The sequence below is a fragment of the Myxococcus sp. AB036A genome, assembly GCF_006547355.1.
GTDB classification, from domain to species: domain Bacteria; phylum Myxococcota; class Myxococcia; order Myxococcales; family Myxococcaceae; genus Myxococcus; species Myxococcus virescens.
In genome coordinates, this window is record NZ_VHLC01000030.1 from 1 (window position 1) to 16561 (window position 16561).

Here is a 16561-nt window from a genome sequence, read left to right on the forward strand (position 1 = left end):
CGGGTGGTGGTGGCGGGCCCACCGGAGGAGGTGGTGGGCCTGCCCTTCAGCCAGACCGCGCCCTTCCTGGAGGAGGCGCTGGGCTGAGCTTCCAGCGCCCGCTGGAGCCTCCGAGCCGTGGCCGTGAGGGCCGCCGGGCTCGGAGGTGGAGGCCGCGGAATCAGCGCGCCTGCGCCTGCGCCGCGGGCACGGACAGGCCTTCCGCCTTGAGCGTCTGGCTGGCCATGCCGGACATGCTCTCCGCGAGCGACTGCACGGAGCGGGTGGCTTCCTGCGTCTCCTGCACCGTCTTCAGCGTGCGCTGCATCTGCCCGGAAAGCTCCTGGATGGCCTGGGCCATCTGGTGGGTGCCCGCATCCTGCGCGCTGACTGCGGCGGTGATCTGCCGCACGCTGGAGCTGGTGTCGCCGATGATGTCGGCCAGCTGCTGGAACTGCGCGCTGGAGGTCCGCACGGCGTCGAGGCTCAGCCGCACGCGCTCGTCGCCCTTCTCACTGGAGCGGGCCGCCTCACGCATGCTGTTGCTGACGCCGTCGAGCACCTCGCGGATGCGGTGCGTGGCCTGGATGGACTGGTCCGCCAGGCCGCGCATCTCCCGGGCCACCACGCCGAAGCCACGGCCGCTCTCACCACTGCGCGCCGCCTCGATGGCGGCGTTGATGGCCAGCATGTTGGACTGGTCCGCCAGGTCCTTCACGGAGTCCACGATGCCGGAGACCTCGCGGGTGCGCTCGTCGAGCGCGAAGATGCGCCGGGCCATGTCGGAGACCTCGGTGCGGATGGCCGCCAGGTCCGACAGCGTGCGCTCCAATGCGGCCGTTCCCTCGCGGCCCACCTGTTCGGCGCTCTCCGCGGAAGCCGCGAGCGCGCTGGCCTTCTCCGCCGTCATCTGCGAGCTGCGGCGGATCTCCTTCACCGTCTGCTCCGCCTCCTGGAGCGCCACGGCCTGACGGCTGACGCCCTCGGTCTGCTCGTCGCTGGACGAGCGGAGCTGCTGCACCACCGTGGCGAGCTCGCCGGCGCCGTTGCCCATGCGCTCGGCCAGGTTGCGCACTTCCTGCGCGCGCGCCTCCAACTGGTGGGTGTGCGCTTCGAGCGTGCGCACCACCATGATGGAGCGGCGGGTGACGATGCCCAGCAGCGACAGCGTCAACGCGACGTAGCCCCAGTGCGTGACGTTGCCCAGCGACCAGCCCACCAGGCCGATGACGGGGAGGATGGTGAGGACGATGGAGAGGACGAGCCCCGCGAAGCCACCGACGAAGAGGCGCGCGTCCGGGTTGCCCAACCACGCCTGGGTGATGGCCACCGAGAGCACCACCAGCAGCACCACCATCGCCATGGGGAGGAAGGGCACGAGGATGCGCTGCCCGATGCCCAGGTCCAGGAGCGTCGCCAGGGCGCACACGCCCGCCACGGGCGAGAACACCATGGCCGCCTTCTGGAACCAGCCGCGCCGGTTGTCGAGCAGCGCGTCCGAGACGAACTCCATCAGACCGGCGACGAGCAGGAAGATGCCCACCGTGGTGCCCAGCGTGGCGGCAGCGGACGAGCCCCACAGCGCCGTGGGCATGCCGCTCAGGCCCAGGAGGATCAGGCCGCCGCTGGCCGCGGAGACCGCCAGACCCGCCAGCATCCGGCGCCGCCAGTGGAGCGCGAAGGCGCCACCCGCGCCGAGCGCCACCGCCAGTAGCAGGCAGCAGATGACGAAGGGCGCCTGGCCCTGGCGCGTCACGTAGACCAGCAGGTCATACTTCGAGCCCACCTGCGCGGCCTGGGCCACGCCGATGTTGGGATTGCTGGACTGGATGCGCAGCAGCACGCGCTTGCCCTGCGCGTCGCGCGGCAGGGGCACGATGTGCCAGGACAGGTTCTCGCCAACCTCGTAGCTGTCCGGCCGGATCTTGCCGCTCGTGTAGATGCGCTGGCCGTCCGCGTACACCTCGAGCGCGTGGGTGATTTCGCCCAGGTACAGCGCGGGGTCCGTCCAGCCGCCGTCGGGGATGGGGATGCTGAGCCACATGAACTTGTGGTCGCCGCGACCCTCTGGCGCCGTGAGCGCGGGCGTGGTCCGCCACTCCTTCGAATCCCCCGTTTCCTTCGCCCACAGGGGCGTGCCATCCGAGCCCACGGGGGAGTCGCCCCATCGGAAGCGCCACCCGTCGAGCACGTTGACAGGAGGTCCCGCCTCGGCCGCGTGGGCCGAGGACGTGAGGGCAAACATCAGCAAGAGGGCGGAACAAAAGCGGAAGCCAGCCATGGAGTGCGTATGGTCTTCCGCCCGGGCACCGAATGTAAATGGGTCTTCCCGACCTCTCCCGAGAATCGATTGGCGTTGCTTGGAATTGAGGTCCACAGAGAGCGTGGCAGGCAATGAATGCCGCGAATTTTATACTTCCGGTGAATTCCTCGCTCCGGCAGCCCGTGGGGGAGGCGGCCCACCGGCAAGGTTGTTCCTGGAAAGCCGGATGATCCTCCGCGTGCGGACCCTGTTCCGATCGGGTTTGAACGGCGACCCGGTGCGTCATGTTGAGTCCGAGGCGGGCGTGGGCATCAGCCGGGGGCCCCTCCCTTCCCATGGGGTGGGCCAAGCGGCGACACTGGGGCCATGGCGCATCTGGAGTTGATCCCCAAGCGGGACCTGTCGAGCTTTCGCAAGCTTGCGATTGGAAGTTGGAAGACGGCGTACGACCCCACCGTCTACGGAACGCTGACCGTCCGCATGGACAAGGCGATGGCCTACATCGAGGCCTTCCGTCAGCGCACGGGCGTGCGGCTCACGGTGACGCACCTGGTGGCCAAGGCCATGGGCGAGGCGCTGCGCCGCTGCCCGGACGCGAACGCCATCCTCCGCTTCAACCGCATCTACCTGCGCCAGCGCGTGACGCTGTCCACGCTCGTCGTCCAGACGGACGGCGGCAAGGTGGACCTCACGTCGGCCCGCATCGAGGACGCGGACAAGAAGAACCTGAAGGAGATCGCCAACGACCTGGAGGAGGCGGTGCGCCGCGTCCGCGAGCGTCGGGACGTGGCCCTGGAGAAGGGCAAGGGCACCATCCAGAAGATTCCCTACCTGTTCCTCAACACCTTCACGTGGCTGCTGTCCTTCTTCATGTACACGCTGAACCTGGACATGAGCCGGTTCGGCATGCCGAAGGACGCCTTCGGGTCCGCCATCATCACCAACGTGGGCTCGCTGGGGCTGGACACGGCCTACGTTCCGCTGGCGCCGTACACGCGCGTGCCCATCTTCGTCGCGCCCGGCGCGGTGAAGGAGGTGCCCGTGGTGGAGGACGGCAAGGTGGTGCCGGGCAAGGTGATGAACATCAACGCGACGTTCGACCACCGCTTCATCGACGGGTTCCACGCGGGCGTGCTCGCCAACACGCTCCGGGAGATGCTGGAGAACCCGTTCGAGAGCTTCGACGCGCTCCCGGAGACCGCCGACGCGGCTCCGGTCGCCGCCGTGGGGTAGGGCGGCTCACAAGCCGCTGGCCTCACCTCCGCGAGGGAACCCGGACCAGGCGGAAGCCGATGTTGGGCGCCGCCCCGGTGTCGCTCGCGGAGCGGAAGCTGACCCGCAGCGCGTCCGCGCAGTCCGCCCACGAGCCGCCGCGCAGGACGTGGATGCGCTCGGGGATGTCCTCGCCCAGCACGCAGACGGGGGACGTCTTTGGCGAGCGCCGGTAGTACTCGGCGTCGTAGTGGTCCTGGCACCACTGGCTCACGCCGCCCGCCATGCCGAAGAGGCCGTAGTCGTTGGGCGGGAAGGCGCGCATGGGGCGGAGCGAGAAGTCATTGAAGCGATCGAAGTCCGCGCGGCTCGCGTCTGGAGGTTCGTTCCCCCATGGATACGCCGCGCCACGGAAGCAGCCCCGCGCCGCGCGCTCCCATTCGGCTTCGGTGGGCAGGCGATAGGTGACGGAAGGCGTGCTCAAGCGCCGCGCGAACTGTTCCGCGAGCGAAGGGGCGACCGCGACCATGGGCTTGCGGTCATAGCGCAGCGGGCCCTCGCCCGCGCGCGCTGGCGTGCCGAACAATTCCTGTGAGGTCTTGATGACGCCGTCGCCGGTTTCCCATCGCGTGTGGATGGCGTGGGCGTGCCAGTCACTGGCCTGCAGGGTGTCGTTCTCGCAGTACTGCAGACGAATCTTCGAGTCGTTGAAGTACGCGAAGCTGTCGGGGAATCCGTCGAGTTGTTCGTTCGTGGGGAACTCGGGCGGTTCGGGCCAGTCCAGGAGGCGAGCGAAGGCGCTCCAGGACAGCGGTGTGTCGCTCATCCAGAACGCGGACAACGTCACCGCGTGGGCGGGGCGCTCGTCGGGTTCGCCGTCGTCGCTGCCCATGATGAACGTGCCCGCGGGGACATAGCGGAACACGAAGCCGTTCTCGATGACGGTGAGCTGCTCCAGCACGTCCTGGAGCAGCGGCAGGACGTCCTCGCGTGCCTGCCAGGCCACCGCGTCCAGCGTCGCGGCGGCGCCTTCCAGGTCTCCACTGGCATGCTGGACCCGGGCTTTCCCCAGCGCGGCTTGGATTACCGACATGCGCCCCCCTGGCCCCGCTCCGCGCCGAGCACGGGCAGTGGATGTGACTCCGTGGCGGCGCCCAGGGACTGGGCCTGCCAGGGGTCCTCCGCGAACGCGGAGCCATTGTAGAACTGCGCACGCGCGCGGCAGCCCCCGGTGAAGCGGTCTCCCGCCTGCTTCGCCCGGAGGCGCTGGAAGGCCTGCCCGTCACGCCAGATGTCCTCGAAGGGGCGCGTTCGGATGTTGCCGGACTCGAAGGCCCGGCCCAGGAAGCTGCACGGATTCACGTTGCCCTGGACGGAGACGGAGGCCACCGTGTTCGCGGCCCCGCAGCCCGGGCCCTCCGTCACGACGCCGCGCAGCTCCTCGCGCGCCGAAGGACTGAAGGGGTCCAACGCGAAGAGGTCCGAGTCGGCTTCGACGCGCTCCAGCCGCGCGAGTGCGTCCACGTAGCCGTCGAACGTGGGCATCAGCTCTGGGTGCCGGGTGGCGGTGCCGACGGGGTACAGCGGGCGGAAGACGGCGGTATGCGCGCCCACCCGCCGGGCCAGTTCGACGCAGGCCTCGACTTCCGCCACGTTGTTGCGCGTCAGCGTGAAGGCGAGGGTGAAGCGCGCATGCTGGCCGAGCAGCGCGAGCTTCTCCATCACCCGGTCGAAGACGCCAGCGCCCCGCACGGCATCGTTCGTCCCCGCCTGGGCGCCTTCCAGCGACACGTTCAGCCACACCAGCTCGCGCTTGCCGAGCTCACGCGCCCACCGTTCGTCGATGAGCAACGCGTTGGTGGTGATGCAGGGATGGAGGCCGTGGCCCGTCGCCGCGTCGAGGATGTCCAGCAGGTCCTTGCGCATCAGCGGCTCACCGCCGGTGAGTCCCAGCCGGAAGCTGCCCAATCCGGCGAGCTGCGCGAAGAGCGCGTCCATCTCCTTCACGGAGAGCGGGGACTGATTGCGCGGCAGCTCCCCCGCGAAGCAGTGCGTGCACGTGAGGTTGCACGCGCCAATGACCTCCAGATGGACGGCGAGCGGGCCCAGCAGGTGGTCGGGTGGGGGCGCCCGGTCGATGCGGGCCGCCGCGAGCCGGCCATCCATCCGGAGGTAGCCCTTCGTCGACAGGTGCTGGATGAGCCCGATGACGGCGTCCCGGTCGCCAGCCTCCGCATCACCGATGACGTCGTCCGCGGTGTGCTCGGTGAGCCGGGTGAGCACGGCCGCAGCGGGGGCGTCGAACGGCATGTAGCGAGAGGAGCGCCGGTCGAAGAGGAGGGCGCCGAAGTGCTGCGGGATGAGCACCAGGGAAGGGCGGCTCATTTGAAGCCCTCGTCGTCCACGTGGAAGGACCACCGCACCCAGGCCTTCGTGGCGCTCGAGGCCAGGCCCAGGCCCGTGGCGTCGTCCTTGAGCATCTGCCACCGCCAGCGCTCGTTCGTCTCCGGTTCGGGAACGGGCCGTTGCACCAACGGCGCGAAGCCCGCGTCAGCGAAGTCCGGGAGGCGCCAGCCTTCGGGAGGTGGCCATGTCATGGCCTTCCATCGGCCATCCGGAGCGGATGCCAGTTTCGGGTGGACCGCGCTGGCGATCTCCGGATCCAGCCGGGCCTGCATCAGGACGAAGCCCTTGTCTCCGGGACGGTTCACGTCAAATGACAGGACGTGCGCACCCGGGGTGACGAGCACCCGTTGCTCCACGAGGGGATTCCCATCGAGGAACAGGCCGCCGTCCGGGACGCCATTCAGGTAGGAGAACAGCGACAGACCGATGGCCGCACCGGGCCTTCGCCAGCGAAGCACCACACCGCCACAGCCCGCGGGCACCTCGCAATGGCTGTGGACCTCCAGCGCGAGCTGGCTCGACCTCTTGCGGTAGCGCGCCAACGCATTGAGACGGAAGTCGTCCGAGTCCGACATGCCGGCGTTGTACCGCGTGCCGGCCAGCGGCGCGCTGAATAACTTGGGACTGTAGCGCGTGCTCATTCTCTCCAAGGACCCGTGATGAAGCTCGAAGGCTCCTGCCACTGTCGCGGCGTGCGGTTCCGCGTGGAGACGCACCACCCGTCTCCCTTCATGCGGTGCTACTGCTCCGTGTGCCGCAAGACACAAGGGGGCGGAGGCTTCGCCATCAACCTGTCGGGGGACGCGCGCTCGCTCAAGGTGCGCGGCCAGCAGCACGTCAAGGTGTACCGGGCGCGCATCCAGAATCCGGAGGACGCGAAGGCGCACCAGAGCAAGGGGCAGCGCCACTTCTGTGGCCGCTGCGGCTCCGCGCTGTGGCTGTATGACCCGACGTGGCCGGAGCTCATCCATCCGTTCGCGTCGGCCATCGACACGCCGCTTCCCGAGGCGCCCGAGTTGGTCCACATCATGCTCGAGTTCAAGCCGGACTGGGTGCCCGTCCATGCGGGCAAGAAGGACAAGAAGTTCCAGCGCTACCCGAAGGAGTCCATCGCGGAGTGGCATCAGCGCCACGACGCGGAAGTGGACTGAAGCGGCTCGGGGGGCCGCCTGCTGCCCGGACGGGCGGCACGACGTTGCCCGGAGCGTGGGTTGTGGCGGGTGCCTCGGGGGCCCAGCGTGTCACTCATACGCGGAGGCAATCGATGGCACAGGGCAGCTCGCGGCGAATCCGGTATGCGGTGGTGGGCGCGGGGAATATCGCGCAGGTGGCTGTACTTCCGGCCTTCCAGCACGCCCGTGAGAACTCGGAGTTGGTGGCGCTCATTTCCTCCGACGCGGAGAAGCGCGACGTGCTGGGGAAGATGTACGGCGTGCGCCACACCGCGAGCTACGACGACCTTGAACAGGTGCTGCGCGACGCGGACGTGGACGCGGTGTACATCGCGTTGCCCAACACCCAGCATCGCGCCTTCACCGAGCGGGCCGCTCGCGCGGGTGTGCACGTCCTCTGCGAGAAGCCCATGGCGACCTCGGTGGAGGACTGTGAGGCGATGATTCGCGTCACGGACGAGAATCACGTCAAGCTGATGATCGCCTACCGGCTCCACTTCGAGGAGGCGAACCTGCGGGCCATCGACCTGCTGCGCTCGGGGCGCCTGGGTGAACCGCTGATGATGTCGGCGCTGCTGACACAGCAGGTGCGGACCGGGGACATCCGGACGCGCGTGGACGTGGGCGGAGGCGCGCTGCTCGACGAAGGGCCGTACCCCATCAACGCCGCGCGCTACCTCTTCCGTGACGAGCCCACCGAGGTGTTCTGCTACACCAACGAGGAGCAGGACCCTCGCTTCAAGGGCGTGGATGCCACGGCCTTCGCGTTGATGCGCTTCTCGAACGGGCGCATCGCGCAGTTCGGCATCAGCCACGCCGCGTCGGCGGTCTCCAGCTACCGGGTGGTGGGGGAGAAGGGCGATCTCCTCGTCGAGTCCGCGTTCGGCTACGAGAAGGAGCGCAAGCATGTACTCACGCTGGAGGGCAAGACGGAGGAGCGCGTCTTCGCGACGCACGACCAGTTCGCGCCGGAGTTGCTCTACTTCTCGAAGTGCGTGCTGGAGGACCAGGAGCCCGGGCCGTCCGGCCGGGAGGGGCTCGCGGACGTGCGCGTCATCACCGCGATGCAGGAGTCCGCGAGGACGGGGCGCCCGGTGAAGCTGGAAGCATTCCCGATGAAGCGGCGGCCGTCCTTGGACCAGCTCATCGTCCGCCCCGCGGCCAGGCCGCCAGCGCCGGTGAACGCGCCCGCGCCAGCGCAAGGATGAACTTGCGTCCACTGGAAATATTTCCCGCATGCGCGCTTCTTCGTGCGCTGAATGTGTGGCGACATCCGCCTCCGCAAGTCGTGTCAGACCCTTGATGCATTCATTGCCGCGAACCGGGAAACCAGAGGTCGGCAATGACAACACACGCATCTCATCAGGGCACCTACGCGGTCGAGCACGTTCTCCAGCGGATTCGCCGTTGTGCCGCCGACGTCACGCGGTACCCCGTGGACATCCTGACGGCGGACGCGCAGCTCGAAGACGAACTCGGCATTGACTCCGTCAAGCTGGCGGAGATCGCGGCCGTGGTCGGGCGCGAGTTCAACATTCCGTCCGAGCGACTGCCACGGGGCGCTCAGGCGCGTACATTGAGTGCGATGGCGGACGTGGTGGCGCGGCTGCTCGCGGACACGCAGCCCGCCGCAGTCGCGACGCCTCCACCGGCGCCTGTCGCGGCTCCCATGCCCCCGGTGGCGTCAGCGGGCTCTCCGGTGGAGGACCTGGAGGAGCGGGTCCGTGCCGTCTTCGCTCGGGTGACGCGCTATCCGGAAGAGCTCTTGACGCCGGAGGCGGACCTGGAGGACGAGCTGGGCATCGACTCGGTCAAGCAGGCCGAGGTGATGGCCGTGCTCATCAAGGAGCTGGGCCTGACCGATGCTCCGCAGCCTTCGCAGCGGCTGCGGACGATTTCCTCTATCTGTGAGATGGCGCGCGCTCGGCTGACGGTCGCGGCGCCCGTGCGCGAGGACCGAGCGCCGCGTCCGTCGCCAGCCGTGCTGCCCTTCGCGGGGAAGGTCGCGTTCGTTACGGGCTCTGGGAAGGGGATTGGCAAGGTCATCGCGGCTCGCCTGGCCAGCTCGGGGGCGACGGTGGTGGTGAACTCGTTCCACTCCCGTGACGAAGGAGAGCGGACGGTTCAGGAGATTGTTGACGCAGGAGGAAAGGCGTTCCACGCCTGGGGCTCGGTCGCGCAGGAAGAGCACCTGGACCGGATGTTCGCCAGCATCGAGGCGCAGTTCGGTGGGTTGGACTTCCTGGTGTGCAACGCGTCCAACGGCCTCATCGGACCGTTCGACCGGATTACTCCGCGCGACTGGGACAAGGCGTTCCGCACCTGCATCACGGGGACCTATGAGTGCGCCATGCGCGCGCGGCCCCTGATGGCCCGGCGTGGCGGCGGCAGCATCGTGACGATGTCCACCTCCATGTCCCAGCGGTACATGCACGACCTGGGCTGCCAGGGCGTGGTGAAGGCCGGGGTGGAGTCGTTGACACGCTACCTGGCCGCGGAGCTGGCACCGGATGGCATCCGGACCAACTGCGTGTCCGCGGGACCGGTACATGGCGAGCTGCTGCGCATGTTCCCCGACGCCGAGAGCCGGGTCGCGCGCTGGGAGTCGGCGACGCCGGGCGGGGAGATCTGCACCGCCGAGGATGTCGCCGACGTCACCGAGCTCCTCCTGGGGCCCAAGACGCGCCGGGTGAACGGCGCCATCTGGGTGGTGGATGCGGGGCTCTCCGGCACGGTGGACGGCCTGCTGCCGGTCGCGTCGGAGGCACGGCGTCCCGAAGCGCCGCGCGGGTCTCACCGCAGTGAGCACGACGTGCGAGCGCTTCTCGCGCTCGATTCCTGAACCTCGTACCGGAGCCAATCGCCATGGGTTACTTCGCGGTCCCGTACGACATTCATTTCGATGACACGATGGCCTACGGGAGCCATCACTTCCTCACGAACTTCAAGTTCCAGTGTGCTGGGCGGGAGCACCTGCTCTTCAGCCCGGACGTGTTCGACGTGCCGGAGTTCCGGCGCGACTTCGACCAGGTGCTGCTGCTCACCTACGAGGGCTACTCGCGCAACCTGGCACCGGCCAACCTGGGAGACCGGTTGGTGGTGCTGACGACACTGGAGGAGCGGGGCGCGGTCTCCATCCGCTTCTGCTTCCGGACCTTCAAGAGCGATGGGACGCCAGTGGCGTGCGGCTTCCAGACGGTTCTCTGTGCGGACCGGACGTCGGGCGCCCTGTGTTCGTTTCCCGAGTCGTTCCTGCGGTGCTTCGATTCGTTGTCCGGCATCTTCGAGCACGCCGGGGCACGGAGCTTCCGGGACTGTGTCCTGCAGGGAGGCTCCGCACTCAAGGAGGTGTTTCCAGAGTCCATCCGGGCGCTGGCGAGGTCGCTGCTCGCGGACCCGGCGTCACTGGGGACGTCCCGCGTCGTTTCGTTGGAGGGGGCGCCCGCGGCGAGTGCTGCCAAGAGTCCCGACGCGCTGGTGCTGCCGCCGGGGGCGACGGCATTTCTGTTCGCCGGGCAGGGCTCGTTTGAGCCAGGGCTCTATCTCCAATTGAAGGCGCTCGACCCTGACCTCGGAGACGAGCTTCAGGGGGTCGCCGCCGCATGTCGTGCGGCCGGAGTGGAGGCGGAGCCGTTGCTCGCCGCGCGTGATGTCTCGGACGTCCAGCGTGCGCTGGAAGAGGTGCCTCAGCTCGACCAACTGGGCATCTATCTGTCCGGAGTCCTGGGCGCCCGGTGGATGCAGCGCCAGGGAGCGAGCCCGGACGTGTTCGTGGGGCACAGCTTCGGGGAGATTGCCGCGATGACGGCGGCGGGTGCGCTCGACTTGCGCGCTGGCGCGCAGGTCGTCTGCCACCGCATCCGAGCGCTTCAGGTCCTTCCCGACGACTTCGGAACGCTGGCGGCGGTGGCGCTCGGGGAGTCCGAGGCCGTTCGCGCCATCGCGGAGTGCGGCGCTTCGGGATTGCACATCGCGGGACGCAACCACGCGCGGCAGACGGTGGTGGCGGGGGCGCGCGGTCAGCTCGCGCGGCTCCGCGCGCTGCTGGAAGGCCGGGGGCAGGGATTCACCTTCGTTTCGAGCCGGTACCCCTTCCACCATCCGGACATGGCCCCGGCCGCGAAGGCCTTCCGCGAGATGCTGGGCCGTGTCCCCATGCAGGCGCCGCGGGGCCGTGTCTATTCGCCCATTGAACGGCGCGCTTATGTGGGCGGGCGGCCAGAACTGGCGGATGCGCTCGCATCGCACCTGGTGCGCTCGTTCGACTTCCTGGGGACGGTGGAGACGCTCTCCCGCGCGGGATGCGCGCGCTTCGTCGACTGCGGAACCACGGGCGTCCTGGCGCGAATCGTCCAGAAAATCATCCCGGAGAAGACGGCCGCCGAGGTGAGCGTCATCAGCAAGCTGCTTCCGGCGGAGCGGTCTGCCCCGTCGGCTGGCATCGAGCCGAAGTCCGTGGATGCCGCCGAGGGCGACGAGAGCGGCATTGCCGTGGTGTCGCTGGGCTGCATCCTTCCGGGGGGCGCGAAGGACCCGGAAACGTACTGGCAGAACATCCGGAAGGGCATCAGCGGCATCGTCGACCAGGGACTGTTGCAGCCCGAGTTGGTGACGGACTTCGCGGGCCCTGCTGGAACTCCAGACCGGACGTACACCCTGCTCACGGGGTATGTGCGGGATGAGGACCTGGTTCCGCCGCCGGGCTTCGACCCGACGCGTTTCCAGCAGTACGTCCGCGAGCAGAAGCTGCTGGCCATCGCTCTCTCGCAGGCCATGCAGGGACTGAAGCCGATGGCATCGAAGTCGCCGGGGCGCATCCAGTGCCTGCTCGGTTCGACGGCGGAAGGGTCGGCCGAGTACGACGCCGCGCTGAGCGTGGAGGCTGGAGAGGCGCTGCTGAGTGCGCGGGGGGAGCGGGTTCATGACATCGCGGCGCTGGCGTGCGCGGCGCGTGAGGCACTTGGGGTTGAGGCCATCTCCCGTGACCTGGCGCCGCATCCCACCCTGCAGGCCGTGGTGACGGACGTGGTGGGGCAGGGTGTCGCCACCACGCTGCTCGACGCTGCTTGTGCGTCGTCGCTCTATGCCATGGCGCTGGGCATGAAGGCGCTGGAGCGAGGGGACTCGGACCTGATTCTTGCTGGCGGCGTGTTCTCGCCGGGGCCTGGCAACAGCTGTCTGTTCTCACAGTTCAACGGACTGTCCGCCACGGGGAGCCGGCCCTTTGACGTGCGCGCGGACGGCGTCATCTTCGGTGAAGGCGCGGGCGTCGTTGGGCTGATGCGCCTGAAGGACGCCGTCGCGGCGGGGCACTGGGTCCATGCCGTCATTCGAGGCGCGGGGCTCTCCAGTGATGGACGGAGCAGCTCGGCGAACGTGCCCCGGTCGGAGGGGCAGGTGGCGGCGATGGAGGCGTGCTACTCGGGGGCCCAGGTTGACCCGGCGAGCGTGCAGTACATCGAGGCGCACGGAACGGCGACTCCCGCGGGGGACGCCACCGAGCTCAGGTCGATTGCCCGCGTCTTTGGTGGCAAGCGCAGTGGCGTTCAGCTCGCCAGCGTCAAGGCACTGATTGGCCACGTTGGCTGGGCCGCGGGGGCTGCTTCGGTCATCAAGCTGTGCAAGGCGATGGAGCACCGGACCTTCCCGGTGCAGTCCAACTTCGATGCGCCCGGTGCCGCGCTGCGCGCCATGGGGCCCGGCTTCGAAGTGAACACGCGCGAGCAGCCTTGGCCGGAGAATGGCGAATTGCCTCGTCGTGCCGCCACCAATGGCTTTGGCTTTGGCGGAACCAACGCCCACCTGGTGCTGGAGGAGTACCGGGGGCCTTCGCCAGCGCCGAGGTCCCGCGAGGGCATCTCATCGGAGGCCGAACTCGTGGTCGTGGCCACGGAGGGCTTGTTCCCGGATGGACGCGGGCGGCCCGAAGCGGGTGTCCCTGTCGAGGTAGGCGCGCGCTTCGATCTGAAGGCACTGCGCCTGCCGCCCACGGTGCGCCTGCTGCCCGACATCTCCGAGGACATGGATGCGACGCAGCACCTCGGGCTCGTGGTCGGGAGTGCGCTCGCCCAGAAGCTGGGGGCGTTCGACGCGCTTCGTTCAGGGACGGCCATCGTGCTGGGGCTCGAGGGCAAGACGCGCCGTGGTGTCGAGGCGGTCCAGCGTGTCCTGGCTTTCACGCTGAAACGGCGCTTGAGTGAGAAGGCTCGTCGCGAGCCAGCATCCGCCGCGGTGCTGCCCATGGCGGAGCGTCTTCACTCGGCGGTGATGGAGAGCCTCCGTCCCTCGGGGCCGTACACGCTCCAGGGGATGATGCCGAACGTCACGCCCGGCCGTGTCGCTGGGGCGCTCGACGTCAAGGGGCCCAATTTCGTGGTGGATGCGGGGGCTGCGTCGTCCTCAGCGGCGCTCCAGGCTGCGCGGGGGCTGCTGGAGAGCGGCTTCGAGCTGGTCCTCGTGGGCAGTACGCACATTGGCAGGCCGGGTGAAGTCAGAGGGGCGCAGCAGCCCGAGGAAGGCGCGGCGCTCTTCGCGGTGACGACGGCGGAGAAGGCCCGAAGGCTCGGCTTGAAGCCCATGTGCCACCTTCAGCTTTCCACCCGTGGCACGAAGGGGACAGGTGCGGGTGTCGACCTGCCACCGCACTCGGCGGCGGAGAGCCTGGCGTTGCTGCGCGCCGTACACGCGGCGGCGGATGGTCGTGCTGGCACGTTGCGGTTCCACCCCGATGCCGCGACAGGTGTCCGGCTCGAAGTACGGCTCAAGCCGATGGCGGATGTGCTGCCCGTGGAAGCACTGCAGTCGTCGTCGCGAGCCCATGCCCATGCCGCAACGGAGGGCCAGCTTGGCGTGTCGTCTCGGGCAGCGGAGCAGGGAAGGCGGATTGACGCCTCCACGTCACCTCTTCGGACGCATCCTGATGCCGTGACGGACGGCCGGAGCGAACTGCCGTCCCGACCGTCAGAGGGCGTGCGGCTTGCTCCTTCCCGTCCTGTTGAATCCGTGTCGTCACCCGTCGCCGGTGTATCGGGAGCCGAGTTGCAAGCCGCAGCGGGAGGCTTCGACCACGCCGCGCCCATTCAGTACCTGTCGCCCGTGCTGGTGGAGCGGCCGGCCCGGAAGACACGGCCGTCGTATCTCAGAGGCCGTCGGGTGCTGTTCATCGCGGAGGACGTGGCGCTCGCGCGTGAGCTCGCAGCACGGGCGGAGGCGCTGTGCGGCTCGGAGCACCTGATTCTCTGCCCGGGAACAGGTTCGGATTCGGGACGCCTCCGGTTCATCGACCTCACGACCGACACCTCCGCGGAGGCCGGGCTGGCCGCCCTTGGCTTCGAGCCCGAGGTCATCCTCGCGGTCAGCCGCATCGAGGCAGGGGCGCTCGAGGCCGTGGTGGTCGCGGACACGGCCATGAAGCACGGGGCCCTGGAGTTGCTCTTCCTGGCCGCCCGTCGCGCCTATGAGCGCCTGTCTCGTGGCGAAGTGGCGCTGGTGAGTCTGTGCATTGGCGCTGTGGGCCCACGGCGGTGCCTGCATCCCATGTCGGGACTGTTCGCAGGGATGCTCAAGTCCATCGGGCGGGAAGTGCCTGCCCGGAACGTTCGTGCCGTCTCCACCACGGCCATGCCGATCCAGGAGGCGCTCGAGCTGGCCGAGGCTGAGCTGGGCTCGGAGGTGGAGGGGAATCACTCCATCGAGGTTTGCTTCGAAGGTCCGGTGCGCTGTGTCCGCGTGTTGCGGGTGACGGACGTCACGGCGGACCCGGCGGCGACGCTCGATTCTCGCTCGGTGATTCTGCTCACTGGCGGGGGACGGGGCGTCACGGCAGTCCTCGCGGGAGCCCTGCTCAAGCGGTTTGGATGCAAGGTGGTCCTCGTAGGGCGGAGCGATCCGGATGAGGCCCCCCTGCGCGTACTCCAGGCCCGTGAGGAAGACCTGCCGGCGATGGAGCGGGAGTTCTACGCCTCGGAGCTGGCCAGCAATCGGGGCGTGCGCATGCCAGAGCTGCGCAAGCGCTTCGAGCGCTTCCTGGCCGCTCGCGAGCTGAAGGCCACGCTGGAGGGCCTGGGCCGGCTCCCGGGCGAGGTCCTCTACCGGGCCGCGGACGTCACGCGAGCGGCGGACGTGGACCGCGTGGTCCAGGAAATCGTCGACTCGCATGGGCGACTGGACCTGGTGGTGCATGGGGCGGGCACGCAGACGTCCAAGAAGCTGAATCGCAGGCAGCTCGGGGAGTTGCGGACGAACCTGGGCACCAAGCTGCTGGGGCTCAGGAACCTGCGGGAAGCCTGCGCGAGCCGGCTCGCTCGGCCGGTGGCGTTCCACGTCCTTACCTCCGCGTTCAGCTACATCGGGAATGACGGGCAGGCGGATTACGGCGCGGCGAACGAGGCGCTGGACCGGCTCTGCGCCTGGGTCAGCGACGCGAGCCAGGAGGTCCGCTGGTGCAGCGTGGGCTGGTTGGCCTGGGACGGAATCGGCATGACACGGGGCTCGGAGTACCGCGTGCTCGGTGCCAGCCGGCATCTGCGAGGAATCCGAGCGGAGGAAGGCGAAGCGCTCTTCCTGCAACTCGTGGATGGGCGTCCGCGACAGGCCATCAACGTCCAGCTCACGGAGAGCGAGCGTTCCTACTACGCACTGGAGGTCTTGCCCGCGGAGGAGGTGCGTTCTCTGTCGGCGGGGCCCGTGCAGCGCGAGCTGGTCGTGGATGCGGCGAGTGTGCCGTGCCTGGAGGACCACCTCGTGCGCGGCACGCCCACGTTGCCGGGGGCCTGGGCGTTGGACCTGATGCTGCAAGCCGCGGTGGGCAACGGGCGGCCGGAGCTGCGCACCGTCACCATCGAGGACGTCCGGTTCTCACGCTTCATCCGCGTCAAGCAGGGAGGCCGCCAGCACCTGCGCGCCGAATGCACGCCCCTCATCGATGAGCCCGGACGTCATGGCGTGCGGGTCCGGCTGATGGGGGACATCGTCCATGCGTCGGGTGTCGTGCTGGAGAAGGACCTCGTCTATGCGGAGGCTCGGTTCACGCTGACGGCGGAGCCGCCGCGAGGCACGCCGGAGCTGGATGCGGCGGCGCCGTCGGGACAGGCCCTGCGGGTCCACGACCCACACTGCGCCGCCGGTGCGCCCATCGAACTGCGGAAGATGTTCGACTGCCTGGAGGAAATTCGCATCGAGCCGTCGGCCCGGTTCGCGCGGTTGGGGCTGCCGACCGAGCCTCGTCAGGCGGGCAGCACCGTGCCCGCGCTCGTCCTGGATGCCGCTTTGCGGCTGAGCGCGATGCATGTGGATGGGGAGTCGAGCGCGGTGTTCGCGCCCATCCAGTTCCAGCGGGCCACGTTCGACCGCGGCCTGGTGGACGTCCGGGGTGGAGCGCCGCTTCACCTCTCGTTGAAGGCACTTCCTCCGCGAGTGGATGGCGACCTGCTGGAGTGCGGCACCGTCGCTGCGCTCGACGAGGCGGGACGGCTTCGGATGTTGCTCGAGGGCGGCCTTGCGCGGCCCATGGCTTGAGACCTCCTTCCTT

9 protein-coding genes are annotated in these 16561 nt (G+C 68.9%); 5 read left to right on the forward strand and 4 right to left on the reverse strand.

Features of this window, described 5'->3' with window-relative positions; genetic code table 11:
- Positions 1 to 160: 160 nt before the first annotated feature.
- The gene (locus FL344_RS14730; RefSeq protein ID WP_141618986.1) at positions 161 to 2374 is read right to left on the reverse strand and encodes a methyl-accepting chemotaxis protein; all 2214 of its coding nucleotides are present in this window, start codon (positions 2372 to 2374) and stop codon (positions 161 to 163) included.
- Between the two features lie 234 nt (positions 2375 to 2608).
- On the opposite strand from FL344_RS14730, the gene FL344_RS14735 reads away from it, so the two are divergent.
- Positions 2609 to 3475: a 2-oxo acid dehydrogenase subunit E2 gene (locus FL344_RS14735; protein ID WP_011553487.1), complete on the forward strand. Its 867-nt coding sequence runs from the start codon at positions 2609 to 2611 to the stop codon at positions 3473 to 3475.
- Between the two features lie 22 nt (positions 3476 to 3497).
- Here the strand turns inward: FL344_RS14735 and FL344_RS14740 are convergent, their stop codons facing one another.
- From FL344_RS14740 to FL344_RS14750, 3 genes are read right to left on the reverse strand one after another with little or no spacing between them, the layout of a single operon-like run.
- The gene (locus tag FL344_RS14740; protein WP_141618987.1) at positions 3498 to 4547 is read right to left on the reverse strand and encodes an SUMF1/EgtB/PvdO family nonheme iron enzyme; all 1050 of its coding nucleotides are present in this window, start codon (positions 4545 to 4547) and stop codon (positions 3498 to 3500) included.
- Positions 4538 to 5839, reverse strand: a complete 1302-nt coding sequence (locus tag FL344_RS14745; RefSeq protein ID WP_141618988.1) for a radical SAM protein — start codon at positions 5837 to 5839, stop codon at positions 4538 to 4540. The genes FL344_RS14740 and FL344_RS14745 overlap by 10 nt, the downstream gene beginning before the upstream one ends.
- Positions 5836 to 6501, reverse strand: a complete 666-nt coding sequence (locus FL344_RS14750; protein ID WP_228565058.1) for a hypothetical protein — start codon at positions 6499 to 6501, stop codon at positions 5836 to 5838. The genes FL344_RS14745 and FL344_RS14750 overlap by 4 nt, the downstream gene beginning before the upstream one ends.
- Positions 6502 to 6519: 18 nt before the next feature.
- On the opposite strand from FL344_RS14750, the gene FL344_RS14755 reads away from it, so the two are divergent.
- The 4 genes from FL344_RS14755 to FL344_RS14770 all read left to right on the forward strand — a co-directional run bounded on the left by FL344_RS14755 (position 6520) and on the right by FL344_RS14770 (position 16548).
- Positions 6520 to 7011, forward strand: a complete 492-nt coding sequence (locus tag FL344_RS14755) for a GFA family protein (RefSeq protein ID WP_194863117.1) — start codon at positions 6520 to 6522, stop codon at positions 7009 to 7011.
- Positions 7012 to 7124: 113 nt separating this feature from the next.
- Positions 7125 to 8240: a Gfo/Idh/MocA family protein gene (locus tag FL344_RS14760; RefSeq protein WP_194858300.1), complete on the forward strand. Its 1116-nt coding sequence runs from the start codon at positions 7125 to 7127 to the stop codon at positions 8238 to 8240.
- 134 nt (positions 8241 to 8374) lie between these two features.
- A complete protein-coding gene (locus FL344_RS14765; protein ID WP_141618990.1) occupies positions 8375 to 9874 on the forward strand; it encodes an SDR family oxidoreductase in 1500 nt (499 codons plus the stop codon).
- Positions 9875 to 9897: 23 nt separating this feature from the next.
- Positions 9898 to 16548, forward strand: coding sequence for a type I polyketide synthase (locus FL344_RS14770; RefSeq protein ID WP_141618991.1), 6651 nt, complete (start codon positions 9898 to 9900; stop codon positions 16546 to 16548).
- Positions 16549 to 16561: the final 13 nt, after the last annotated feature.

Bases quoted from the DNA above. Each gene is read 5' to 3' on its own strand.
- FL344_RS14740 (WP_141618987.1), bottom strand. From the start codon at position 4,547: ATGTCGGTAATCCAAGCCGCGCTGGGGAAAGCCCGGGTCCAGCATGCC.
- FL344_RS14745 (WP_141618988.1), bottom strand. From the start codon at position 5,839: ATGAGCCGCCCTTCCCTGGTGCTCATCCCGCAGCACTTCGGCGCCCTC.
- FL344_RS14760 (WP_194858300.1), top strand. From the start codon at position 7,125: ATGGCACAGGGCAGCTCGCGGCGAATCCGGTATGCGGTGGTGGGCGCG.
- FL344_RS14765 (WP_141618990.1), top strand. From the start codon at position 8,375: ATGACAACACACGCATCTCATCAGGGCACCTACGCGGTCGAGCACGTT.
- FL344_RS14770 (WP_141618991.1), top strand. From the start codon at position 9,898: ATGGGTTACTTCGCGGTCCCGTACGACATTCATTTCGATGACACGATG.
- FL344_RS14735 (WP_011553487.1), top strand. From the start codon at position 2,609: ATGGCGCATCTGGAGTTGATCCCCAAGCGGGACCTGTCGAGCTTTCGC.
- FL344_RS14755 (WP_194863117.1), top strand. From the start codon at position 6,520: ATGAAGCTCGAAGGCTCCTGCCACTGTCGCGGCGTGCGGTTCCGCGTG.
- FL344_RS14750 (WP_228565058.1), bottom strand. From the start codon at position 6,501: ATGAGCACGCGCTACAGTCCCAAGTTATTCAGCGCGCCGCTGGCCGGC.